21 protein-coding genes and 1 pseudogene are annotated in these 24,683 nt (G+C 59.5%); 7 read left to right on the top strand and 15 right to left on the bottom strand.

Going from position 1 to position 24,683, the window contains the following annotated elements:
• Positions 1-54: 54 nt before the first annotated feature.
• The 11 genes from fecE to HX803_RS27820 form a co-directional block, all read right to left on the bottom strand.
• Positions 55-846 carry a Fe(3+) dicitrate ABC transporter ATP-binding protein FecE gene (fecE, locus tag HX803_RS27870; RefSeq protein WP_178925235.1) on the bottom strand — a complete coding sequence of 264 codons (792 nt, stop codon included), beginning with the start codon at positions 844-846 and terminating at the stop codon, positions 55-57.
• Positions 847-850: 4 nt separating this feature from the next.
• A complete protein-coding gene (locus HX803_RS27865) occupies positions 851-1,819 on the bottom strand; it encodes an iron chelate uptake ABC transporter family permease subunit (RefSeq protein WP_178925233.1) in 969 nt (322 codons plus the stop codon).
• Positions 1,816-2,805: an iron-dicitrate ABC transporter permease FecC gene (gene fecC / locus HX803_RS27860; RefSeq protein ID WP_178925231.1), complete on the bottom strand. Its 990-nt coding sequence runs from the start codon at positions 2,803-2,805 to the stop codon at positions 1,816-1,818. The genes HX803_RS27865 and fecC overlap by 4 nt, the downstream gene beginning before the upstream one ends.
• A gap of 2 nt (positions 2,806-2,807) precedes the next feature.
• Positions 2,808-3,728, bottom strand: a complete 921-nt coding sequence (locus HX803_RS27855; protein ID WP_178925229.1) for a Fe(3+) dicitrate ABC transporter substrate-binding protein — start codon at positions 3,726-3,728, stop codon at positions 2,808-2,810.
• A gap of 239 nt (positions 3,729-3,967) precedes the next feature.
• Positions 3,968-6,358 (bottom strand): TonB-dependent receptor, encoded by a 2,391-nt coding sequence (locus tag HX803_RS27850; RefSeq protein WP_178925227.1) that lies wholly within the window; start codon positions 6,356-6,358, stop codon positions 3,968-3,970.
• 336 nt (positions 6,359-6,694) lie between these two features.
• Positions 6,695-8,305, bottom strand: coding sequence for a gamma-glutamyltransferase family protein (locus HX803_RS27845; RefSeq protein ID WP_178925225.1), 1,611 nt, complete (start codon positions 8,303-8,305; stop codon positions 6,695-6,697).
• A gap of 17 nt (positions 8,306-8,322) precedes the next feature.
• On the bottom strand, positions 8,323-9,414 hold the full coding sequence (locus tag HX803_RS27840) for a polyamine ABC transporter substrate-binding protein (RefSeq protein WP_178925223.1): 1,092 nt from the start codon (positions 9,412-9,414) through the stop codon (positions 8,323-8,325).
• Between the two features lie 20 nt (positions 9,415-9,434).
• The gene (locus HX803_RS27835; protein WP_178925221.1) at positions 9,435-10,214 is read right to left on the bottom strand and encodes an amino acid ABC transporter ATP-binding protein; all 780 of its coding nucleotides are present in this window, start codon (positions 10,212-10,214) and stop codon (positions 9,435-9,437) included.
• Between the two features lie 2 nt (positions 10,215-10,216).
• Positions 10,217-10,993, bottom strand: a complete 777-nt coding sequence (locus HX803_RS27830) for an amino acid ABC transporter permease (RefSeq protein WP_178925219.1) — start codon at positions 10,991-10,993, stop codon at positions 10,217-10,219.
• 11 nt (positions 10,994-11,004) lie between these two features.
• Positions 11,005-11,811, bottom strand: a complete 807-nt coding sequence (locus tag HX803_RS27825; RefSeq protein WP_178925217.1) for an ABC transporter substrate-binding protein — start codon at positions 11,809-11,811, stop codon at positions 11,005-11,007.
• 77 nt (positions 11,812-11,888) lie between these two features.
• Complete coding sequence (locus HX803_RS27820) at positions 11,889-12,557, bottom strand: GntR family transcriptional regulator (protein WP_178925215.1); 669 nt, start codon at positions 12,555-12,557, stop codon at positions 11,889-11,891.
• A gap of 459 nt (positions 12,558-13,016) precedes the next feature.
• Here HX803_RS27820 and HX803_RS27815 point away from each other — a divergent pair, with 459 nt between their 5' ends.
• Positions 13,017-13,850 (top strand): CmcJ/NvfI family oxidoreductase, encoded by an 834-nt coding sequence (locus HX803_RS27815; RefSeq protein WP_178925213.1) that lies wholly within the window; start codon positions 13,017-13,019, stop codon positions 13,848-13,850.
• Between the two features lie 223 nt (positions 13,851-14,073).
• Here the strand turns inward: HX803_RS27815 and HX803_RS27810 are convergent, their stop codons facing one another.
• The 3 genes from HX803_RS27810 to HX803_RS27800 all read right to left on the bottom strand — a co-directional run bounded on the left by HX803_RS27810 (position 14,074) and on the right by HX803_RS27800 (position 15,725).
• A complete protein-coding gene (locus HX803_RS27810; protein ID WP_178925211.1) occupies positions 14,074-14,394 on the bottom strand; it encodes a hypothetical protein in 321 nt (106 codons plus the stop codon).
• A gap of 6 nt (positions 14,395-14,400) precedes the next feature.
• Entirely contained in the window at positions 14,401-14,589 is a 189-nt protein-coding gene (locus HX803_RS27805; RefSeq protein ID WP_178925209.1) for a Com family DNA-binding transcriptional regulator, read from the bottom strand.
• Between the two features lie 344 nt (positions 14,590-14,933).
• On the bottom strand, positions 14,934-15,725 hold the full coding sequence (locus HX803_RS27800; protein ID WP_256732954.1) for a LexA family transcriptional regulator: 792 nt from the start codon (positions 15,723-15,725) through the stop codon (positions 14,934-14,936).
• Positions 15,726-16,096: 371 nt separating this feature from the next.
• Between HX803_RS27800 and HX803_RS27795 the strand changes: the two genes are divergently transcribed.
• The 3 genes and pseudogenes from HX803_RS27795 to HX803_RS27785 form a co-directional block, all read left to right on the top strand.
• Positions 16,097-17,428: a site-specific integrase gene (locus tag HX803_RS27795; RefSeq protein WP_178925207.1), complete on the top strand. Its 1,332-nt coding sequence runs from the start codon at positions 16,097-16,099 to the stop codon at positions 17,426-17,428.
• Between the two features lie 220 nt (positions 17,429-17,648).
• A protein-coding gene (locus HX803_RS27790) for an IS3 family transposase (RefSeq protein WP_178925205.1) occupies positions 17,649-18,799 on the top strand; the annotation gives its coding sequence in 2 pieces (ribosomal slippage) (positions 17,649-17,892 and positions 17,892-18,799; 1,152 coding nt in all).
• Between the two features lie 16 nt (positions 18,800-18,815).
• A pseudogene (locus tag HX803_RS27785) lies at positions 18,816-19,028 on the top strand (JAB domain-containing protein); the annotation flags it as partial.
• A 207-nt stretch (positions 19,029-19,235) separates the two neighbouring features.
• Here HX803_RS27785 and HX803_RS27780 read toward each other — a convergent pair.
• Positions 19,236-19,604 (bottom strand): hypothetical protein, encoded by a 369-nt coding sequence (locus HX803_RS27780; RefSeq protein ID WP_178925203.1) that lies wholly within the window; start codon positions 19,602-19,604, stop codon positions 19,236-19,238.
• A 500-nt stretch (positions 19,605-20,104) separates the two neighbouring features.
• Between HX803_RS27780 and HX803_RS27775 the strand changes: the two genes are divergently transcribed.
• The 3 genes from HX803_RS27775 to HX803_RS27765 are packed head-to-tail and all read left to right on the top strand — an operon-like array spanning position 20,105 to position 24,619.
• Complete coding sequence (locus HX803_RS27775; protein ID WP_178925201.1) at positions 20,105-22,642, top strand: dynamin family protein; 2,538 nt, start codon at positions 20,105-20,107, stop codon at positions 22,640-22,642.
• Entirely contained in the window at positions 22,639-23,550 is a 912-nt protein-coding gene (locus HX803_RS27770) for a diguanylate cyclase regulator RdcB family protein (RefSeq protein ID WP_178925199.1), read from the top strand. The genes HX803_RS27775 and HX803_RS27770 overlap by 4 nt, the downstream gene beginning before the upstream one ends.
• A complete protein-coding gene (locus HX803_RS27765; protein WP_178925197.1) occupies positions 23,543-24,619 on the top strand; it encodes a patatin-like phospholipase family protein in 1,077 nt (358 codons plus the stop codon). The genes HX803_RS27770 and HX803_RS27765 overlap by 8 nt, the downstream gene beginning before the upstream one ends.
• Positions 24,620-24,683: the final 64 nt, after the last annotated feature.

The raw sequence follows: 24,683 nt of genomic DNA, 5'->3' as shown, positions 1-24,683 counted from the left end.
TCGACTGACACGCCGCTTTCGCGAGCAAGCCCGCTCCCACATTTGTAAACCGAGTCAGGCTTGTGTGCGCAGGCTTTTTTCGATGAGGCACATGGGGGTGCCAGACACCGGCTCATTGATGACCTGCACCTGCACATCAAACACCTGGCGCATCAACTCGGCACTGATCACTGCCCCCGGCGCACCGTCCGCCACCAACTTGCCGCTGCGCATCACCGCCAAGTGATCGGCATAACGGCAGGCCTGGTTGATGTCGTGCAACACCGTGATCACCGTCTTGCCCTCGGCGGCCAACTCCCCCATCAAGTCCAACAGCTCTACCTGATGACTGATATCGAGGTAGGTGGTGGGTTCATCCAGCAACACCACCGGCGCGTTCTGCGCCAGCACCATGGCCAACCAGGCACGTTGGCGCTGGCCACCGGAGAGGTCCGCCAGCGCGCGGTCGGCCAAAACCTCCAGTTCCAGGCGCTGCATGGCGCGCGAAACATGGGATTGATCGCTACCGCTCAAACGCCCCCACAATGAGTTATGCGGGCTGCGGCCGTAGGCGACCAGCTGGCGCACGCTGACCCCTTCGGGCACCGGCAGCACTTGCGGCAAAAAGGCGATCTGCTGCGCCAACTGACGGGAGGACAGGCTGGCGTAGGCCTGGCCGTCCAGGGTCAGTTCGCCCGCGCTCGGCTTGAGGATGTGTGCGAACGTCTTGAGCAAAGTGGACTTGCCACAGCCATTGGGGCCGATCAGCGCGGTGACTTTTCCGGCCGGCGGCGTGAACGACAGACCTTGCACAATGCGGGTGTCGCCGTAGCCGATATCGAGCTGTCGTGCTTGAAGAATACTCATGGGATCAGCCCTTGAACCGTGCCAGCAACCAAAGAAAATACGGCGCGCCAATCACCGCCGTGAGCACCCCGGCGGGGATTTCACTGGGCGCGATCAACGTGCGCCCCAGCGTGTCGGCCAACACCAGCAGCAGCGCGCCGATCAGCATCGCGGCGGGCAACAGCCATTGGTGATGCCCGCCCACCAGGCGCCGCGCCATATGCGGCGCGACCAGGCCGATAAAGCCGATCGGCCCGATCACGCCGACGCCGAGGCTGGTGAGCAGCACCGCGCACGTCATCGCCAGCCAGCGCGTACGGCGTAACGCCGTGCCCAGACTGTGGGCCGCTTCATCGCCCAGGGCGATCAGGTTCAGCGGCTTGGCCAGGCACAGGCCAAACGGGATCAGCAGCAGGAACGGCAGTACCAGCGCCACATGGTGCCAGTTGCGGCTCCACAGGCTGCCGGTGAGTGCGAGCAAGGCGGTGTTGATGTCCAGCGGATGGGACAGGATCAGAAACTCGGTGACGCTGGACAAGGTCACCGCAATCGCCACCCCGGACAGCGCAAAACGCACGCCGGAAAAACTCACGCCGGTGTTGTACAGCGCCAACAGCAACGCGCCACCGGCACCGCCCAGGCATGCCACCAGCGGCAGCCAGGCAATTGGCAAATGCGGCCAACTGATGATCGCCACGGTCAGCGCGAGCCCTGCACCCTGGATCACGCCGAGGATTTCCGGCGAGGCCAGCGGGTTGCGGATCACGCCCTGCACAATCGCCCCGGCCAGGCCGAAGGCGGCACCGGCGAGGATCGCAATGAGGCTGCGCGGCAGGCGGTGGTTCCACACCTCGAAGTCGAGGGCATCGTGGGCCAGCAGGCGCTCCAGCACGGTGGCGGGCTTGAGCCACAAGGTGCCGGCGCTGAGGCTGATAAAGGTCGCCAGCAACAACAAGGCGAGCAGCACCCACAGGCGCAATCGTGGGCGGCTCATAGGGCGCGCCTGGCAAGAAACAGGAAGAACGGTGCACCGATCAACGCAGTGACCACGCCGGCCGGGGTCTCCACCGGGAACGCCACCGCGCGGCTGAGCAGGTCGGCGCCCAGTACGATCACCGCGCCCAAGGCGGCACTCAGGGGGATCAGCCAGCGGTAGTCGTTGCCCAGGAACTGGCGAAGGATGTTCGGCGCAATCAACCCGACAAAGCCGATAGGCCCCACCGCGCAGACACTCGCGCCCACCAGCAACAGGCTGGCGACAAACACCTGCAGGCGCAGGCTGGTGATGCCGACGCCCAGGGAGCGGGCGGCGTCTTCGCCGAGGTTGATCAGGTTCAAGCGCGGCGCGCACCACAGCGCCCACAGGCCGCCGATCAGGGTGCACGGCCAGAGCAATTGCACCTGTGCGGCGCCCACATTGGCGAGAGAACCGGCCAGCCAGTTGAGCACGCTTTGCGCCTGGGCTTCGACCAGGATCACCGTGAGGCGGGTCAATGCCGCACACAAGGCGGCGACGGCGACGCCGGCCAATACCAGCCGCCCTTGCGCCGTGGCCGGCGACCAGGCACCGCCCAGGCTGAACACAGTGATCCAGGCCAGCGCACCGCCTACGCAGGTCATCAACAACGCGCCACCGGCAAACGGCAGCGCCACCAACCCGGTGGAAAACAACGCCAAGCCGAGCGCCGCGCCGGCCGTCACGCCAAACAACGATGGCGAGGCCAGGCGGTTGCGGGTAATGCCCTGCATCAGCGCGCCAGCTAGGCCCAGGCAGGCGCCGACCAACGCCGCGCACACCGCGCGCGGCACCCGCAGCTGCGCAACGATGTAGGCCATGTTGCCGCCCACGCTGCCCTGGTGCACCAGGCCATTCCAGGCATCTGCCGGGGTGATCACGAACGGCGACCAGCTGTACAGCGAGTACCAGAACAACAGGGCCCCCAGCAGCCCAATGCCGAGGGCGGCGAGACTGCGCTGCACGGCTATTGGCTCAGTACGGCGTTGCCGCCCTTGAGAATCGCCAGCGCATCTTCAGCGATCTGCTCCGAGGCCAGCACACCACGGTTGCGCGCCCAGCTGTCGCCGTCCACTTCGGCTACGTGCTTGTTGCGAACCGCGCCGAGCACTTGCCACAACGGCTGTTTGCTCCAGGTATCAACGATGCTGGGACGGCGGTAATGGCCGACCAGCAGCCAGCCCGGGTCCAGTGCAAGCAGTTGTTCCAGGCTGACAAACTCGGTGGGCGCGGCGTTGGCACGGACCGACGGCACGTTCAGGCCGATGGCTTGCAGCACGCTGCCGGCGTAGGAGTCCGGGCCGTGCACGGAGAAGCTGTCTTCACGGGCAACGCCGAACAACACGCTGGCGCCGGCGGGAATCTGCTGGGCGATGGCCTTGAGGTTTGCACGGTTCTGCTGGATTCGCGCTTCCATCTGCGGGCTCCTGCCCAGGGCCTTGCCGATCAGCTCGGCGGACTTGAGGCTGCCCTCGTAATCTTCCCCGCGTGACGGCAGCAACAGGGTGGGCGCGATGCTCGACAGGTCGCTGTACAACGCCTGGTGGCGGTTGAGGTCGGCGACGATCAGGTCAGGCTTGAGCCGGGCGATTTCCTCGATGCTCGGTTGCGAGCGCAAGCCCACGGACTTCCATTGGCCGATGGCCTGGCGCACACGGGGCAGCACCCGGTTGGCATCGCCATCATCGGCGGCGCCTACCGGAGTCACGTCAACGGCGGCGAGGCTGTCGAGAAAGGAGAACTCCAGCACCACCACACGCTTGGGAGCATCGGGCAGATGCACGGTGTGCTGGCCGTCATTGAGGTCGATGGGGGCAGCGCTGAGTACGCTGGAAGACAACGCCAGGAGGCAGGCGGCAAGGGTCGGAATGGAGCGCAACAGTCGCATGGCAAGTACCTCGGCGTTAAAACACCCCGGCTAGACGGGCCGGGGAAAACGGCGGGTACTATTCCATATCGTGGCGGCGCAATCAAAAAACATTCTCATTAAAGTCATGAAATTCACCTTGGCACCATCGATCAACTGTGGGAGCGGGCTTGCTCGCGAAAGCAGTGTGTCAGTCACACAAAGAGTTGTCTGAACTACCGCCTTCGCGAGCAAGCCCGCTCCCACATTTTGTCCTGCGGTTAGAAGTCGACCGTGGCGGAAAGCAGGTAGGTGCGCGGGGTGGACAAGGTGAGCCCCGGTTCGCTGTCATCCGAGGCACCGGCCGAACTCCAGTAGCGTTTATCGGCGACGTTCTCCACGTTCGCGCGCAGGGTCACGTGTTTGTCGTCGACTTTGAAGGCGTAGCGCGCCCCCACGTCGAGGCGGTTCCAGGCGTCGATTTCCTTGACGTTGGACTGGTCCAGGTATTGCGAACTGGAGTAGATGCCACGGCTGGTCAGGGTCAGGCCTTGCAGGCCCGGTACATCCCACTCCGCGCCGAGGTTGACGTTGTATTTGGGCGTGGCCGGGGCGCGATTGTCGTCCCAGGTGCCGTTGGTGGTGTCCTTGAGTTTACTGTCGATGTACATCACACCGCCGAGCAAGCGCACGCCCTTGAGCGGCTCGCCGAACACGCTCAGTTCCGCCCCGGTGTTCTGGCGCTTGCCATTCGGGCCAAACACCCGCGAGGTGGCGTTGGTTTCATAGGCCGGCTGCTTGATGCGGAACACGGCGGCGGTCACGGCGAAGGCGCCGGCGTCGTACTTGGCGCCCACTTCCACTTGGCGGCTGATAAACGGCGGGAAGATCTGGTCTTCGTTGATCGAGGTGGACGGCGCGATCTTGCCCTGGCTCAAGCCTTCCATGTAGTTGGCGTACAGCGACAGTTTATCGGTGGCCTTGAACAGCAGCCCGCCCGACGGCGAGACTTTTTCTTCGTCGTAGGCGGTGTCGCCCTTGATGCCATCGCTCCAGTCATCCACCTTGACCCGCTGCCAGCGGGCACCAAGGGTCAACAGCAGACGGTCATCGAAAAAGCCCAGGGTGTCGGACAAGGCCACGCCACTGAATTTGTTCTCGGTGTAGACCTTGGCGTCCTGACGCGTCGCCATGGACGGTGTCGGGGTTTGCACGGGGTTGTAGAGGTTGCTCGGCGCGGCGGCATAACGTGCACCACCGTTGGTGAAGTCCATGTCGAAGTAGCTGGCGGCCAGGTTGACCTCGTGGCTGACCGGCCCGGTGTGGAACCAGTTACGCACGCCAGCCGTGTAGGTGCGTACGTTTTCATCACGGGTGAAGTCGCGCGGCAGCACGCTGAAATCACCGGCCGCATTGGTGACGGAGACCGCATGGCGCAGGAAGTCGTGGTTGCTTTTGCGTAAGCCGACACCGCCGTACAGCATCACGTCATCGCTCACATCATATTCAGCGTTGAACGTACCAAAGGTGTCCTTGGTGCGCGCCTTGCTCCAGGCTTGCGCATAGTTGCGGCGCACGTCGTTGGCGCTGGGCACCGGAGCGGCAGCCGCGACCTGGACACGCTCCTGGGGGGCGTCGGTGTTGCGTTCGGTGTGACCGATATCGGTGGAAAGGCGCAGGCGCTCGCCACGGAAATCCAGGCCCAATACGGCCATTTCGCGATCGACGCTCTGGTGGTCCCAGTCGGTGTCGCCAGCCTGTTTCACGCCGTTGAAGCGAATACCGAACTTATTGTCTTCACCAAAGCGCCGGCCCACGTCCACCGCCCCACCCGCCTGGCTTTCGGAGGCCCAGGTGCCGGTGAACGAGTTGATGTCTTTGTCGGTGGCACGCTTGGGCACCACGTTGATCCCGCCGCCCACGCTGCCCCGTGGCGAGATGCCGTTGATCAACTGGCTGGGGCCTTTGAGGATGTCGACACGGTCAGCCATTTCCATGTCGATGGTGTAGGTGGGCAGCACGCCGTAGAGACCGTTGTAGGCCACGTCACTGTTGAACAGGCTGAAGCCGCGAATGGTGAACTGCTCGTAACGCCCACCGGCCGGGTTGGTGGCGCGCACCGACGGGTCGGCGGCGATCAGGTCGCCCAGGGTGCGGGCCTGCTGGTTCTTCACCGCCTCGGCGGTGTAGGTGGTGATGCTGAACGGGGTCTCCATGAAGTCCCGCGTACCGAGCATGCCCTGCGCAGTGCGGCGCGCCACCTGGCCGCCGGCGTAGGTGTCGCCGTCGTACAGGCCGGTGGTGCCGAGGATCGCAGTCGGCGCCAGTTCCAACGTACTGCCGTCCGGTATCGGCACCAGCATGTAGGCCTGTTCACCCATCGGCTGCAGTTGCAGGCCAGAGCCTTGCAGCAAGCGGGCAAAGCCCTCCTCCACACCGAACTCGCCCGACAGCCCGCCGCTGGTGCGCCCGCTGACCAATGCAGGGTCTACCGACAGGTTGACCCCCGCCAAACCGGCAAAACGGGTGAGCGCCGCACTCAGGCTGCCGGCCGGCACCTGGTAGCTGCGGCGGGTGGTGGTGTCTTCGGCATAGCTGACGGCGGCGAAGAACGGGCTGGCGCTGAGGCTCAGCAGCAGGCTCAACTTGAGCAAGGGACGGACAACGGGCATTGGAGGAAGCTCTCGATTTTGTTCACTTACCTGGAATGACCGGTGACGGCAAAAAAAGGGACAGGCTTGTTCAATTATTTTATCAACGCCTCCTCCGAAATCTGGGTGGCCCCCCGAGCCTCTATACGCCACCCCGAAATCTATGAACCACCCAAAACCTGTAGTGAGCGGGCTTGCCACGCGCCGCAGTATGTCAGGTAAGGATAGGGTGTCGGGTAGAACGCGGCGCGGGGCGAGCCCGCTCACTACAGGGATGTGGGTGAGGTTGGAGATGGGCGGGCTTGCCCCGCGCCGCGGTGTGTCAGGGTAGACCGCAGCGCAAAGGTTGAAGCCGGGTTACCACACCGCGATGTGGGAATCTGTGCGGGGCTCGGTGCCGCCGCACAGCACGCCGCTGACCGGGTCGCGCAGGATGATCTGCCCTCGCCCATAGTCGGTGAGGTCACTGTCGATCTGCACCTTGTGGCCGCGCCGCGCCAGGGCGTTGGCCAGGTCGCGGGAGGCGCCCTGTTCAATGCCGACCTTCATGTCGCCCAGCCATTGCCAGCGCGGTGCATCCAGAGCCGCTTGGGGGTTGAGGCCGAAGTCCACCAGGTTCATCACCATCTGCACATGCCCCTGGGGCTGCATGTAGCCGCCCATCACGCCAAACGGACCGAGGGCCTGGCCGTCTTTGGTGAGGAAGCCGGGGATGATGGTGTGGAAGGTTTTCTTGCCCGGCGCCAGGCAGTTGGCATGGGCCGGGTCGAGGCTGAATTCCTGCCCGCGGTTTTGCAGGGCAATGCCGCTGTCAGGCAGCACCACGCCGGAGCCAAAGCCGTGGTAGTTGCTCTGGATGAACGAAACCATGTTGCCCTCGGCGTCGGCCGTGGCCAGGTACACCGTGCCGCTGGCATGGGGATCGCCAGGTTTGGGCGGCTGGGCTTGCTCGTCGATCTGGGCGCGGCGCCGGCTGCTGTAAGCATCGCTGAGCAAATCCGCCACGGCCACGCGCATGTGCAGCGGGTCGGTGATGTAATGCAGGCCATCGCTGTAGGCGAGCTTCATGGCCTCCAACTGACGGTGCCAGGTCTGCTGGCTGTCGCGGTGATCGAAGCTGAACCCTTCGAGGATCTTCAGCGCCATCAACGCCACCAGGCCTTGGCCGCTCGGGGGGATTTCCCACACGTCCACGCCCCGGTAATTGATGTGGATCGGGTCCACCCACTGGGCGCGGTAGTCCTTGAGGTCGCTGGCCCGCAGGTAGCCACCGCTGGCACGCGAATGGGCGTCCAGGCGTTCGGCCAGGGCGCCGCGATACAGGCTTTCGCAACGGGTGGCGGCGAGTTCTTCGAGGGTGCGAGCCTGGGCCGGGTTGCGGAATATCTCCCCGGCGCGGGGCGCACGGCCGTCCATCAGGAAGGTGTCGAACCAGGCGTCCAGTACCGGGTCGCGATGGGGGCTGAACTCATCCAGCGCGGCCTGCCACAGCTGGGCGATCACCGGCGACAGCGGGAAACCGTCACGCGCCAGGCGGATGGCCGGTTGCAGCAACTCGGCAAACGGCAACTGGCCGAAGCGCTCGGACAGCTCGGCCCAGGCCGATGGGCAGCCCGGCACCGTGACGGGCGTCCAGCCATACAGCGGCATCTGGTCGTGCCCCGCCGCTTTCACCGCCTCGATGCTCAAGGCGGCCGGCGCGTGGCCGTTGCCATTCAAGCCGTGCAGTTGGCCTTTACACCAGACCAAGGCAAACGCATCGCCGCCCAAACCGCAGCCGGTGGGCTCCACCACGGTCAACGCGGCCGCCGTGGCGATGGCCGCATCAATGGCGTTGCCGCCCCGTTGCATGATCTCGATACCGGCCTGGGCGGCCAAAGGTTGGGAAGCCGCGACCATGCCGCGCCTGGCGAACACGCTCTGGCGTTGCGATGGATAGGGATACTCGTGAGCAGAAAATTTCAACATGGCAGGGACTCTTCGATTCATTGGCCGGACTTGATGCGGTTCCATTCCCGGGTCATCAAGCGCTGGATGTTTTCCGGCAGGTCGGCGGAGACAAAGGTGTGGTTGATCACATCATCACCGGGGTAGATGCCCGGGTTGCCACTGACTTTGGGGTCCATCAGGGGCGTGGCGTCTTTGTTCGGGTTGGCGTAGCCCACGTAGTCGCTGACGGGCGCGATCACCTCGGGGCGCAACAGGTAGTTGATCAAGGCGTGGGCGTTGGCGGGGTTGGCGGCGTCCTTGGGAATGGCGAGCATGTCGAACCACAGGTTCACGCCCTCTTTGGGGATCAGGTAGCGGATGTCGATATTTTTACCGGCTTCCTTGGCGCGGCTCTGGGCCTGCATCACGTCGCCGGAATAACCCACCGCCACGCAGATGTCACCGTTGGCCAGGTCGGCGGTGTATTTCGAGGAGTTGAAGTAGGTCACCGACGGGCGCAGCGCCATCAGCCGGGTCGAGGCCTGCTTGTAGTCATCGGGCCGGGTGCTGTTGGGGTCCAGGCCGAGGTAGAGCATGACCTGGGGGATGATCTTCACCGGCGCATCGAGGAAGGCCACGCCGCAGCTTTTGAGCTTGGCCAGGTTGGCCGGCTCGAAGACCATCGACCACGAATCCAGCACCGCATCCTTGCCCAGCACGGCACGCACTTTCTCTGCGTTGTAGCCGATGCCCACGGTGCCCCACATGTACGGCACGGCGTAGCGGTTGCCGGGGTCGGCGGCTTCCAGGCGTTGCATCAGGCGTGGGTCGAGGTGCTTCCAGTTATCCAGCAAGTTACGTTGCAGCGGCTGGTAGGCGCCGGCGCGGATCTGCTTGGACAGGAACTGGCTGGACGGCACCACCACGTCATAGCCCGAGTGACCGGAGAGCAGCTTGGCTTCGAGCATTTCGTTGGTGTCGAAAATGTCGTATTGCACCTTGATGCCGCTGTCTTGCTCGAAGTTCTTCAAGGTATCGGGGCCGATGTAGTCGGACCAGTTGTAGACCTTGACCACCGAGTCGGCAGCCTGGCCCATGGGCACAGCGACGGCGCAGCACAGCGCCGCTAACACACTCGATAAACGCATGGCACAGTTCCTTATGAGGGTCACAGCACGCGGCTGAGAAAGGCCCGGGTACGGGGATGGCGGGGGCGGCTGAAGATCTGTTCCGGCGGCCCTTGTTCGATGAACTCGCCCTGGTCGAGCACCACCACGCGGTCGGCCACTTCACGGGCAAAGCCCATTTCGTGGGTGACGACCACCATGGTCATGCCCTCCTCGGCCAGCTCCTTCATCACGTGCAGCACCTCGCCGACGGTTTCCGGGTCGAGGGCGCTGGTGGGTTCATCGAACAGCATGGCCTGGGGTTTCATCGCCAAGGCACGGGCAATCGCCACCCGCTGCTGCTGGCCGCCGGAGAGCATCGACGGGTAATGGCTGGCCTTGTCCGCCAGGCCCACCCGCGCCAGCAAGCCACGGGCCTGTTCCAAGGCTTCGGCGCGTGGCGTGCCGAGCACGTGAATCGGTGCTTCGATGATGTTTTCCAGCGCCGTCATGTGGGGGAACAGGTTGAAACGTTGGAACACCATGCCGATGTCACGGCGCTGACGGGCGATGTTGCGCTCCGAATCGCGCACCAGGCTGCCGTCGCTGCGCTCGCGATAGCCCATGGCGCGGCCGTTGACGCGGATGCGCCCGCCCTGGATGTCTTCGAGCAGGTTGATGCAGCGAATGAAAGTGGTCTTGCCCGAACCGGAGGCGCCGATCAGCACCACCACTTCGCCACGTCGCACTTGCAAGGAGATACCCTTGAGAATCTGCAGGTCGCCAAACGACTTGTGCAGGTCGAGGGCCTCGATGATCAGTTCTTCACTTTGGTGCGCCATGGTCAGCGTCCTCTCAGCAGTTTCAAGGTGCTGCGCCCGAACATGCGGCTGGACGCGGGAGGCGGTGCGGAAGGCCGGTCGGACTGGCCGAAACGCGCCTCCAGCCAACGCTGGAAGAAGCCCCAGAGCGTGGTGAGCATCAAGAAATAGATCGCGACCACCAGGTACAACTCGAACACGCGGAACGTCGCCGAGGTGACCATCTGGGTGCTGAGCAGCAACTCCTGCACGCCGATCACGCTGACCAGGGTGGTGTTCTTGAGCATCACGTTGAACTCGTTGCCCAGGGGCGGCACGATCACGCGGAACGCCTGGGGCAGCACGATACGGCGCATCAACTTGGCAAAGCCCATGCCCAGGGAACGCCCGGCTTCGTACTGGCCTTTGTCCACGGCACCGATGCCGGCGCGGATGATTTCGGCCATGTACGCGCCTTCGTTGAGGCCCAGGGCGATGATGGCCGCCTGGATATTGCCCGGCACGACCAGGCCGAACAGTTCGATGTCCTCGAAGCGGAAAATCCCGCCCGCCGCCAACGCCGTGTACAGGAACACGATTTGCACCAGCAGTGGCGTACCGCGCATCAACCACACATAAAAGCGTACCGGCAGGTGCAGCAGCGGGTTCTTCGACAGGCGCAACAGCGCCGCCGCCAAGCCCAGCACGCAGCCCAGCAGCATCGCCGACACCGCGATCAGGCACGTCAGCCAGAGCCCGGTGAGGTATACCCCGCTGGGCTGCAGCAGGTACTGCCAGAACACATCCCAATTGAAGTTCATGGCTGAAAACCTCAGTCGAGAGTGTCGCTGCTGACATGCCATTTATTCAGCAACGCCACGTAGCTGCCGTCGCTGCGCATATCGCTGATCACTTGCTGCACGGCGGCGGCGAGTTGCGGATCGTCCTTGCGCATGCCGAGGCCCGTGAGGATGCGGCTGAAGGCGGGCACGCCTTCCTGGAACAAGTCGGGCGCCATGGCGGCGTAGTAGCCGGCGGTTTCTACGGTGGTGCCGTAGGCATCGACTTGGCTGATGCGCAGGGCCTGGAAGGCGTCGGTGTCGGTGTTGTAGACCACCAGCTTCATCGGTGGCTTGCCGGCCTTGGACAGGCTTTCGTTTTGTGTGTCCAGCAAGGTCTTGATGGTGGAGCCGTTGAGCACCGCGACTTTGTGCCCGGACAAGTCATCCAGCGCCTTGATGCCCTTGGGGTTGCCCTTGGGCACCACCACCGACTGGCTCGAATACATGTAGTTGACGATGTCGATCACCTGGCGCCGTTCGGGCTTGTCGAACAGCTGGTCGACGATCATGTCGCACTGCTGGGCGAGCAAGGCCGGCACCAGGCCGGAGAACGGAATCACCCGCCACTGCACCTGTTTGTCGCCCAGGCGCTTGGCGATTTCCAGACCCAGGTCGACGGTGAGCCCGCGCGGTTTCTGCGCTTCATCGAAGGACACGAGGGGCGGTGAATCCATCCCCGAGCAGTAGACGAGTTTGTCGACGTTCTTCAAGCGCTCCGGTACTTGAGGCGCAGCAGAGGCCCATTGGGTACAGAGGCCGAGGGAGACAGCCACCAGCAAGGCGCGGCGTTTATGCATGACCAGACACTCCAGTTCGTTGGTTAACGGGGCAGGACTCAAAGTCAAAACACGGGTGGGCTTGGGCCCACCTCTGATTATTTTTCCGACTGCAAAAACTGGATCAGCGCCGGCACGGTGCCTTCGATGTGTTCGCGCACCACGGCTTCGGCGCGAGCGGCATCACCGGAGCGAATCGCGTCGAGGATCACCGCATGTTCTTCGCGCGCGCTGAGGGGCTTGTCGCCGTGTTGCAGCCATAGGCGCATGGGCGCTTCCACCAGCGAGTACAGCGCCGAGATCTGCTTCATCAAGCGCGGTCGGCCACTGAGGCTGCACAGGTATTCGTGGAAGGCGCGGTGGCGACTGACCCAGGCGGCGCTTTCGTCGCGGTAGTCGTCCATCTCGTCGAGCATGCGCTCCAGCGCGGCCAATTGGCGTTCGCCGATCCGGCTGACGGCCACACGTACTGCCAGGCCTTCGAGGGCGCTGCGCATCTCGAAGACTTCGTGCAATTCGTCGATATCCAGGCCGCTGACGACGGCGCCACGGTTGGGCCTGAGGGTGACCAGGCCCTGGGCATCCAGGCGGCGGAAGGCTTCGCGCACCGGCATGCGGCTCATGCCGATTTCACTGGCGATGTCCTCGGCAATCAGCCGGTCGCCCTTGCGGTAGCGGCCACTGCAGATGGCATCAAGCAGGAAGTTGTAGGCCTCCTCCTCGGCGGTGAGGGGCTGGCGGTCAACGTAAGCGGGGGCAAATTGCATCGGCAGCACCTTTTGTATTTTTGTATCCAATTATCCATGGATGCAAAAAAAGCAGGATGCGTGCCAATTGGATGGGTGGTGAGGCAAGTGGTTGATTCGGATGGGATAGATGAGGTCTGCGGCTGATCGGCCGGAATGCAGATGTAGGGATCTGCTACCAAAAGGCTCAGAAAACGCCCCGTTGGTGGGCGGAAGTAACAGCGTGAGGGCATATCCTTAGCTGTCGATATTCTTATTCCTGGCGGGGCCGGATCGGTAGATTGATAGCCACGGACTTCATGGGAGCGAAGGTTGATGGCGGAATCAGTGGTGTGGATCGCCGGGGTGGGCGAGGTGGCTGGGCTGGGTAGCGTTCGGTGGCGCAGTCCTTCGCGAGGAAGTTCGGCCCTGAAAATGCCCATGTCGCTCATTTGGTCATCGATGGCTCGATCGACGGCGACCGCATAAAGAGGTGGTTTTATGGGAACCCATCAGACTCAGCTCGCCCCCGCTTCGGTGCGCGGCGTGCTCAATTACCTGCTGGACACCGGAGAACGTCCGGTGAACTACACCTATCCCCCGCCCGAAGGCGTCGCCCAACGCAGCGGTGTGCTTGATCCCACCCAGGTGACGATCCATAACGCGCGGCTGCTGGCTGAACCGGCCCATATCAATCGCAACGGCTTCGAGAAAGTTGATCACATCAGCGCCGTCGCCAACCTGGAAGATGATGAACAAGTGCGCCTGCTGTACTACCCAGAAACCGAAGCCCTGCTCAAGCAGCAGACGGGTGCCGTGAAGGTGGTGATTTTCGATCATACGATTCGCGTGGATAACCCAGGTCGAGAAGCACGCGGGCTGCGCGAACCCGTGCGGTACGTGCACAACGACCAGACCGAACGCTCGGCCGTTCGCCGAGTGCATGACCACCTGCCCAGCGATGAAGCGCAGCAGCGGCTGCTCAAGCGGTTTGCGATTATTAATGTATGGCGACCGATCGGAACGCCGGTTTTGAGCACCCCGCTGGCGTTGTGCGACGCACGCAGCATGGCGGCGAGTGACCTGTTGCCCAGTGACCTGGTGTATCGCGACAAGGTCGGCGAGACGTTTTCAGTCAAGGCCAACCCGGCACATCGTTGGTATTACTACCCGCAATTGCGACCTGATGAAGCGTTGTTGTTGAAGATCCATGATTCGCGGCAGGATGTGGCGAGGTTGAGCGCACACACGGCGTTTGACGACCCCACAACGCCAGATGGTGCACCACCACGGCGAAGTATCGAGGTAAGGGCGTTGGTGTTCTTCGACGCGTGATTGGGGCGGTGACATTTGGTCGACACGGGAACGGGCCAAACACCTGAGCGGCTCCCAGGCAGAACGCCTCGCCCGCGCTGATACGTCGGCAGATCAGGCCTTTTCTGGCGCTGGAGACGAAAAAGCCCCTGCTTTGCAGAGGCTCTGAATAGGTAAGGCCCAGCACTGAGCTGGGCCTTAGGGGTGGCCAAAGAGGGCAAAACCCTCTTTAAGACCCGTTCAATCAGGCAAGATCGTCATAGGTGGTGTAGGCGTAAGAGGGACTGAACCCCCCTTCGACCGGCGCCCACCAAAGACCTTGACCTGCCGGAATGACAACTTCGCCCGACGGGCTGCCCAAGCCAAGGAACACAATCGGGAACGCCGTAAACTCGCCATTAGTTGGAACGGGAGTTACCGTGCCGGTAAGCATTTTCCCGCCGTAGGCGTAGCAGGTTCGCAGCACGATGCCGGTGGTATTTTCTGCCGGTGTGATAATTGGACGAACAGGCTCAACGAAGCCGTCATAGTTGATGAATTTTGCACCTACTTTCAATTGTTCCATGATTATTTACCTTTGAGTCGAATGATTGGTCGCGGAGAATTCCGCTTTGATGTCGCTCAAAGGCGATTGCTCGAGGCTCGTGGCCTTCACATGATTCAAGGTCCCGCATCGGGTGCACTTGATCTGGAGCTCTGTAAACCCACCCGTACGGGCAAGCAGTCTTTTGCAGTTGCCGCATCTGAACTCTTTCAACATCAGCAAACTCCTTTTTGCTGAACCGCCCTTTCCGTGGGCAATCACAAACCTCGCATTGGGTGAGGCTCAAGTCAGTGTAGGAAGCCAAAAATTCCAGGACCGGACGGTGCTCGCGGAGGCCGGTTCGTCGCTGCCTACTGTCTGGCCGGTTGTTACCCGGCGATGGAGTAAATATCTCCTATGGAAGTATTAATGTCAACTCCATTGGAGATTTTATTTCACAAGGAGATAAAAAAACACTCAGTGGCAAGCTTGCGGATGAAGCCGTGGCAAGCAGAAACAAGAAGCCCGGCACTGGGCCGGGCTTGGTGAGCTGGATGAGGCTTGCAAAGGCATTCAGGTAACTAAAGCACGCCGCCGCGCCAAACCACGCGCCCAATGATACGAATTTCATTTATCTCCCCGTCACGCAGCGCCTCGTCGCCGTAGCGCGTCTTGTCAGGGTTATCACTGCGGATAATCCAGCCGTCAACGTCGGACCGCACCAAGCGCTTTACGATCGTCCCCTTGGAAACGCTCTGCATGGCAAAGACCTGGCCGTCCTTTGGCTCGATCTTCGACTCATCAATCAGCAATACGTCACCATCATTGATGGTCGGCTCCATGCTGTGGCCGCTGGCGTAGATCACGTCCAGATGCCGCTGGTTGAGGTTGTTGGCGCGCAACCATTCTGTCTTGAAAGCCAGCACACCACGTATCTCGACGTGCGAGTTGTCATCGCCGCCACCGGTTGATCCGCGAGCGCTCAGTTGCAACACGCCGGTGTAGCTCTCGTCACCAGCGAGGTCAAAGCCGCGCGGTGGAATGCGCTCGTCTACATTCGCGCCGGCGATTGTCGAGTTGATGCCAACGGCAGAGGCCATTCGGCCTATGTCGGCTTCGATCCGCTTACTGAAACACCCGATTGGGATGCCGAGCATTTGCGCCATGGAAACCGCAAGTTTTTGGGATAATGGTCGGTGCCCATTGAGATGGCTGCCCAGCGTTCCCTGGCTCATCCCTACCGCATGGGCTATCTCGTCCTGGGTGAGGCGCTTGTCCTTTGCGCGTGCGAAATTGTAGTCCGCAAGGGCCTTTTTCAAAGCTGCGCACTCATCGCGCTCCCAGTCCAGCAATTGGCGTCTGTCGTTCGTCATTCAGCAAGAATATTCCCAATGGAAATAGTTAGCCATCTCCAAGTACCCGCCCAATCAGCTTTTGCGTTATTCGCGAGTTTCGCGCAGGCACAAAAAAGCCGATCTAGTTGATCGGCTCAAATGTCTGACTTTACTCAGGAATAATGGTCGGGACGGAGTGATTCGAACACTCTACCCCTAGCACCCCATAAAGGTAAACCATAATCCAATCCAGTCTAAACAAATCCGTGAACAAAACCTAAAGCACTGTATTTACTAGGCCAATACAGTTTACACAGTCCAACCGCTTCCGATAGCATTCTACCAAAGCCAGCGAGAAACGGTGACCCAACGGTGACCATCTGGAGCCTGGCCTTTCTGGGGAAGCGAAAGTGGCGACGATCACCGACAAACAGATGAACGCAAAACCAGCCAAACCAACCTGGCTGATCGAGGATGCTCCTCGCGGCTGCGGCCGATTCATGGCACGTCTTCGCCCAGATGGCGAGCGCCTGTTTTACTTCAGGTATACCGACACCAGCGGTGGAAGAGTGTTTCTGCCCATAGGTGCATATGACGCCACTGGCACTGATGGACTTACCCTCAAGGAAGCAAGAACTAAAGCTGGAGAGTGGTCACGCCTCTACCAAAGTGGAACTCGCAACTTACGTGAACATCTGGATGCCGAGGAAGCTGCCCGTATCGCAGCCCGAGATAGTGAATTGGCACGACTCACCGCCGAGAAAGCAGAAGCCGAAGCCGAGCAAGCTCGCCAGGCAGCACGCAAGACTGTTACCGACCTATTCGAGCACTGGGCTAAGGTTGATCTCATCAACCGCAAGGACAAGGGTGCAGAGGCTCGTCGGATGTTTGAAAAGGACGTTCTGCCCTTCTTGGGCGACTTGGCTGTCGCTGATGTGAAAAAGGGTCATATCACCGAGGTGACAGATGCCCTCCTCGCTCGCGGTGTAAATCGTATGGCCAAGATGGTTTTTTCGCTTATGCGTCAAATGTTCCGCTTTGCCGTAGACCGCGACCTGATTGAGCACGATCCCAGTGCCAGTATCCGCAAAGCTAAGATAGGCGGCAAAGACACTGAGCGCGACCGAGTACTCAGTGATGACGAAATCAAGCTGCTTGCTAAGAAAGCCCCTGATGCAGGACTGCTAGTCACCACCGAAGCTGCAATCTGGATTGCCCTATCGACCTGCTGTCGAATTGGTGAGCTCCTGAGCGCCCGATGGGAGCATATCGATCTGGAGCAAAGCACTTGGCTGATTCCAGCCGAGCATAGTAAAAACGGCAAACCGCACAGCATCACCCTTTCAGACTTTGCCATTAGCCACTTCAAGCGCGTAAAGCAGATTAATAGCCTGTCACCTTGGTGCTACCCGAACACCTACATAACTGACCATGTATGTCCTAAAACGGTAACCAAGCAGCTAGGAGATCGCCAGCGCCTTCCTGAGCAAGGCTCCATGAGCCGACGTAGCGCAAAAGCCCAAGCACTGTTGCTACCAGGCGGAAAGTGGACGCCTCATGACCTGCGGCGTACAGGCGCGACGATTATGACTGCTATTGGCGTGCTTCCTGAAGTGGCTGAACGTTGCCTCAACCACACAGAGGAAAACAAGGTAAAACGCACTTATCAGCGTCATAGCTATGTTAATGAAATGGCGAAGGCTTGGGAAGTTCTCGGCAAGCATTTATCCAGTCTGATATAGACAGTCACTCTAACTGCCCTGAGAAAAGACTAGCGGCGATACACAAGGATACGATTAAAAATGAAAAACAAAGGGCTTGTTATATCAGTCGCTGAGTTTCTTGAGGAGCACAGTATCTCCGAAAGCGAATTCAAAGACAGAATCGAAAAGCTGCAACCTGAATCGCCCCGGGTTTCCTAGACACCTCTTTGCCTTAAACTGAGGCCTATTAGGAGGTGCCATGAGCAACCCGCGTTACCCCGAAGAATTCAAAATACAAGCGGTCAATCAAGTGACCGAAAAGAAGCTGCCTGTCGCTGATGTGGCGGCCCATCTCGGCGTGTCGACGCATAGCCTCTATGCCTGGATAAAGCGCTACAGCAAACCTCAAGAAGAACGGCAGCAAGACGAAGATCAGCACGCTGAATTGCGTCGTCTGCGAGCCGAACTAAAGCGTGTTACTGAAGAGCGAGACATCTTAAAAAAGGCCGCCGCGTACTTTGCCAAGGAGTGCGGCTGAAGTACGCCTTTATCAAGCAGCGAGCCGGCGACTATTCCATTCGACGGCTTTGCCTGACGCTGAAAGTCCATCCCAGCGGCTATTACGCCTGGTTGTCTGAGCCGCAATCTGCACGTGCTAAAGACGACCAGCGACTGCTGGGTTTGATCAAGCATTCCTGGCTGGAGAGCGGCGGCGTTTATGGCTATCGCAAAATCCATGACGATCTGCGCGAGGTCGGTGAAGTTTGCGGGCGCCATCGTGTGGCAAGGCTGATGCGTCTTGAAGGGCTGCGCTCTCAGACAGGTTATCGACGCCGCCCTGGAAAGTACGGCGGTAAGCCAGCGGTCGCCTCACCCAATTTGCTGAAGCGCCAGTTCGATGTCGTAGAACCCAACAAGGTTTGGGTCATCGACATCACCTACATTCGTACCTATGAAGGCTGGCTGTATTTGGCAGTGGTGCTGGATCTGTTTTCTCGTCAGGTCGTTGGTTGGTCAATGAAGTCGCAGATGACCAGTGATTTGGCCATTGATGCGTTGTTGATGGCGGTTTGGAGGCGTAAACCGAAGCAAGAGGTGATGGTTCATTCCGACCAGGGCAGCCAGTACAGCAGTTCCGATTGGCGCAGCTTTTTGAAGGCAAACAATTTGGTTGCCAGCATGAGTCGTCGAGGCAACTGTCATGATAACGCCGTGGCCGAGAGCTTTTTCCAGCTTCTGAAACGAGAAGGGATCAAGCGGAAAATTTACACCAGACGTGAAGATGCTCGTAGCGATGTGTTCGATTACATCGAAATGTTCTACAACTCAAAACGTCGACATGGTTTCAACAATCAGCTGTCACCGGTAGAGTTTGAAAAGCGTCACGCAATGAGCTTGCAAGGTGTCTAGAGAACCCGGGGCGATTCAGGAAGTGGTCAAGATCGCCCTAGAGCACAACGCCACCGCCGTAATTATGGTTCACAATTATCCCTCCGGCGCCCCCAACCCCAGCCAAGCCGATCGTACCCTGACCACCACCCTCAAGAGCGCTCTGAACATGGTCGGCACCCGGATATTGGATCATGTTGTGGTGGGAAATGAAGGCTGCGTGTCGTTGGCTGAACGAGGTTACCTGTAACCCCTAGGCTCACTCTGTCCGATAGACTGCCCTGGGCGCATGCCGGGGCGGTCGTGAGTACAGTCCTCCGCTTATTTTTTGTCATGCGTGACTATGCAGCCAGCCGAGCATGCCAGCCCCCCGCCCCTATTGCTTCGTTCAATCGTTATTCAAGGTTTCGTGGGCGAAGATGGCAGCTGGGGTGTTCTGCTGGGCAGAGATCACCGGCTACCAGAAGGCACCACCGCGCCAGCGTTGAGGTGCTTCATTACCATTCTGACGAATCAGGATCAGGATCAGGATGGGATTATCCAGAGCGAACTCCTTGCGCACCTTGCCTTCAGTGCGAGTGGAGTCCGGCTCGATGTACTCGGCGTGAGAAGTTTCTCCAGCCAAGCGACTTACATTGCGATCGATGTAAGTCATCAGCCAGACCTTGTTCGTCTGGCTAGACTTATTCAGTCCAGCCAGGTAGGTCAGGCTTGAGCGGGCAGCTTCCCAGTCAAAGCTGTAACCCTCGTCAAACTCGAAGGCTGGCTCAGTCATATCCAGCAGCCCGATGGCCTGCTCGACATCGATAAGCATCGGCTTGTCCATGACTTTGCTGCCAATCAAAGTCGTCAGTACCTTGTTCAGCTTTTCCGTTATGGGTTTCAGGTTGGTCTTGGCCAGGGTCTGAAAACCTCATGGCATCGCAGGCCTTACAGGCTCTGGGTCATGCCTGTCGGATTCTATAGGCTTTGAAGCGCTGAGACGTCCTCAATCCAGCTCTTATGACAGGCGCAGTTATCGGATGCTGTTATCCACCCTGCTCGCTGATCATCCGCTAAAAAGCGCTAGGTCCAGGTCGTCCTCAGGGTCCATGGCGACTGACGTTATCCGTACCTCCTTGGCACCCCCCTCCCCAATTCAGCCTTCCACCGTCACTGCTCCCTCTAAAGAAATCATCTCCAAGGCCGACAAGCCGCTAACGTAAAGCGCGTGCGCGAACATATGGCGAAGTGCCATTTCATCCGGTAGGATCCAACCTTTGCGAGGCGCTGACCAGCGAACTAGACACGCTGCGACGGCATACGGAACCCCGGCGGGTTAGCAGTATGAGCCTACAAATCACCTCCGGCACCGGCGATCCCCCAGAAGCACTCATTGCCTCTCATGTCGATCTATCTCAAGGAAGTCCCATGCACGAAAAGAACATCGAGTTGTTGCGTGACGAAGCAGAACGACTGCTTCAAGTGGAAATCGATCTGCTGAATCAGATGAGAACTGAGCCTGGCGTGGTGACCGCCGAGCAGACAGGTGAGCACCAGACATTTACTCGCGAATCGATCGCCAAAGACATCGAAGTCCTGAACGGCGAGCTGGCCAAGCTGAAAAACCTGGAGATGGTGCTGGCTGTTGTCGGCACCATGAAAGCCGGTAAATCCACGACCATCAACGCGATTGTCGGCACCGAAGTGCTGCCGAACCGCAACCGTCCAATGACTGCGCTTCCGACACTGATCCGTCATACCCCGGGGCAGCTGGAACCCATTCTGAAATTCGAGAATAGTGGGCCTATCAACGATCTGATGCTTACGCTGGGTAAAGCGCTGAAGAATGGAGCCGGTCAAAAGGCGTTCGTCACCAGTAATGCGGACATGGCCGAACTGTTGACCCTGATCGAAAAAAAGGTGCGTTTCAAAGAAATCTACGAAGGCGCGGAATCAATCTTCTGGTTTCTGAAGACGTTGAACGATCTGGTTCGGCTCAGTGCCGATCTGGACGCTGAGTTCCCGTTTGCCAGTTACGATGAAGTGCATGAAATGCCCGTCATTGAAGTGCAGTTTGCCCACTTGGGCGACGTACAGCACTCTGTCGGCCGGTTGACGCTATTGGACACACCCGGCCCGAACGAGTCGGGGCAGGAGCACTTGCGTGCAATGCTCACCGAGCAGTTGCAAAAGGCTTCCGCCGTGCTTGCTGTCCTAGACTTCACCCAACTCAAATCGGATGCCGACGAGCAGGTACGCCAGGAGCTGAAGGACATTGCCAACGTTGCCCAAGGCCGCCTCTTCACCTTGGTGAACAAGTTTGACCAGCGTGACCGTCACGGCGACAACGCCGAACAGGTCAAGTCTTTTGTAGCTGATACCTTGATGGAAGGATTGTTGAAACCTTCCGACGTGTTCCCCGTATCTTCACGCTGGGGATATCTGGCCAATCGCGCCAAACATGAAATTGCCCTGCGTAAAACACTCCCCGACCACAACACCCACCCTTGGGTGGTCGATTTTGCTGAAGAAGCGCTCGGGCGTCGCTGGGAGAGCAAGCTTGGGGATGAGGAGGAAGTCATCAGCGCGGCTAACTCGCTTTGGCAGGATTCCCTGTTTGCCAGCCCGTTGAAGAACGTCATCCAGACAGCGCACGCCAGTGCAGCCTCGTATGCCCTGGACTCAGCAGCGTCGAAGCTGATCAATCTGGCTGAAGCCGCCGGTACATTTCTGGGGGTTCGCAAGACTGCTCTGGAGAAGAGTGCAAAAGCGTTGATGGCGCAGATTACGTCCTTGAAGAGCGACATCGACAAGATCGAAACGATCAGGTCGCAGACGGAAGAAGATGCGAAAGAGACGTTGTACGGGATCGATCAGCAAACGAAAGCGATGTTCTCCAAGATCAAATCCGAAACCGAAGCGGCGATCGACTTTTATTTCAAGGAAGGCAAGCGCATCGAAGGTGAGCAGGCAGAGGCTCGGCAGAAAGAGCTGACTAACACCGTGTCCCTTGGAGGTTTTTTGGGTGGATTGATAGGGGCAATGAACGCCCGGCTGCCGGCTGACCAGCGAACACTTCCTTCTGCATCCCGACGCAAAGTGGATCAGGAGCCGGATTTCGACCCGCAAAGCCCGATCATGAAATTCGATTCAGCCAAAGATGCTGGAGAGCTTGTCAGCAAAATACAGCGTGCCATCGGCAAAGAAATGAGTAGCGCAGAACAGGTAATGGTTCTGGCCATGCAAAAAATCCTGACTGAGTTTGAGAAAAACTTCGCGATGAACGTCATCTTGAAGGCTCAACAAATCACCGACGGGTTGAATCATCGCATGGCGGTGGATGGTTTTTCGGTGGCGGTAAAAATTCCCGATGCCAGTTCGCTGACCCTGAACTTGAACGCTGTCGATACGTTGACCAACATGGTCAGCCAGCAGGAAAAGCAGGTGACTCGTTATCGTCGCTCATCGGGTGCCTGGGGTACGGTGTGCAGCTGGTTTAATAGCAGCGATTGGGGATGGGATGAGTACAAGGCGACCGAGCAGTACTTTGAAGTCAATATCAACGAGATCAAAGCGAAGATTTCTCAATCCATCTCGAACGTTTTCAGAGGCCTTGACGACACCATCGCGAAATCCATCGAAGCCCCGCTTAACGTCACCGTGGACAGTTTCTTCGCTGAGTTCATCAAGACAGTTGAACACATCCGCGGCGACCTTCTGCAGGGTATTCGTGATCAGGAAAGCAGCAAGACCGAACAGGAAGAGCTCAAGCAGCGCCTCACCGGTTTAACGCGTTTTGTGCCTGCGCTATTGGCTGACAGCATGGAGCTCAAGGACGACGCGAAACATATGTATCCGACAGACGCCGGAGCCTTGGTATGAGTGAACAACAACCCATCGACTCAGCCTCTGAAATCTGTCAGGTGTTGACGTGTTTACCAGAAAAATTCGTTGTGGATTTCGCCAACGGCATTGACGTTGCCCGTGAGCGGCAAGTATTCCTCAAAGGGCGCACTGGATTTGCCGCTCGCCTTTATGATGGATTCACCGGCCAGGGTGCTCGTCATCAGGCAGAGATCAACGCTTCTTTGACTGATGGCGTGGAAGGCGCTTTGAACTGGCTTCAAGATCTCAGCGAGTCGCTTTCCAAAACCAACTTCTCCGTTCATCAAGTCAACGAGCGCGTTAACGGTTTAAAGCTCGATATGACCAAAATCGGCACGTATTCGATTGAAACTCGCCGTCAACTCGACAACTTGGCTCATCGTCTGGATGATCGCTGCGCGGTACTCGATAAAGAAGTGGCACGCATCGATTTCGTGCAGCGCGCGCAAATCCATCTGGACAGCGTGTTTAACAAGTGGGGCGCCGGACGCTACAACAGCTTCTCATTATCCGGTCGCTGCTACGCCGCGCTCGAAGAGCTGCACTGGGGGACCTTCGGCGATTACAGTCGCCAATCCTCGGGGCAAGATCGCCAGCGGTTGCTGGAAGATCTGGCGAACAGAATCATTACCGAAGTCACTAACGACGCAGGGCTTAACAGAGTCGAACGCGTCGCGACCCGCGAGCGCTGGCTGGCCCAACCAAAAGGCCGTGATGTCGTCCCGCAAGCGGGTGAAGCGCTGGCGTACATGGGTGACTGGTATGACGCACACAAGTCTCCGTTCATATTCGCTGCCTCCCAGAGCCCCGATGAGCTTCCGCTGCATATGCCACGACTCAGCTCCACCCAGCGCATGACCGAAGCGATGATCCAAGAGCTGTTTCTGGAGGTCAGTCATGTCTGATGGAATGAAAGTAGGTCTGGTGCTCTCCGGAGGAGGCGCCAAGGGTGCGTATCAAGTAGGCGTGCTCAGGGCACTTCGGGAACTGGGAACTCAGATAGATGCAGTTTCAGGCGCAAGTATCGGCGCACTCAACGGCGGTGTGCTGGCTTCTGCCCCTTCGCTGGACGTAGGTATCGCACGTTTGGAAGAGCTTTGGGGGCGGCTGGCCGAGCGCTCTCCGATCGACCTGAAGCTCCCGAGTTATCTCAGCCTTCTGGTCTCTGCGGGCCTGAAAATGTACGGCGTGGGCGCTGTGGACGTCATTGTCCGCGCCTCGCGGACAGCGGCTCAGCACTACGGCTACGAAGTGCCAGAAGCGTTTAGCGCGTTAGACGGCGGTTTGTTGTGTGATGGCCAGCTACAAAGCCTGATGGACGAATACCTGCAGCCTGAGAATCTGGCCACAGGTCTTCCACTCTATATTTCCATCTATAAAAGCCTCGGCGGACTGAACGACCTGGCGGCCGCATTGAGGGCAGAACTTGGCTTCGCAGACACTCCTGACTCAGACTTCGTCCATATTCAGTCCCAGCCCCCTAAACAGCAGAAAGATATTCTGCTCGCTTCGGCCGCCATCCCCTTGCTGTTCGCACCCCGACAAACCAACGGGTCCCTCTACTCAGACGGTGGCCAGGGTGGCTGGCAAACCATGCAGGGCAATACCCCGATTACTCCATTGCTTGAGGCCGGTTGCAATCTGATCATCGTGACGCACCTGAGTAACGGCTCACCATGGAGCCGCCAAGACTTCCCGAACGCAACCATCGTTGAGATACGCCCCCAAGAGAGCTTGTCTCGTGCAGCAGGGCCGTTGGGTGGCAGCCGCGATTTGTTGGGCTTTGACAGCGAAAAAATTCCCTCGTGGATCGAGCAGGGTTATCGGGACACCATGCACTGCATGAACCGAGTCATGGCAGCCGGTAAAAGTCGGCACAACCTTCGGCAGTCAGAGGCGTTGTTGGCCGAGGGAGAAAAAAGCAACGCCAGTGCTGACAAGGCGCTGGCGGATGTCATGGCACAACTCAAGTAACCTCCCATGAATCGAGCGCGCCTTTCGCTCGTCAACATTTATCGAGAGTGGCGGCGGTGGAAAT

Source organism: Pseudomonas sp. P7548, assembly GCF_013386585.1.
Classification (GTDB): domain Bacteria; phylum Pseudomonadota; class Gammaproteobacteria; order Pseudomonadales; family Pseudomonadaceae; genus Aquipseudomonas.
This window is presented reverse-complemented; position numbering and strand designations above follow the sequence as displayed.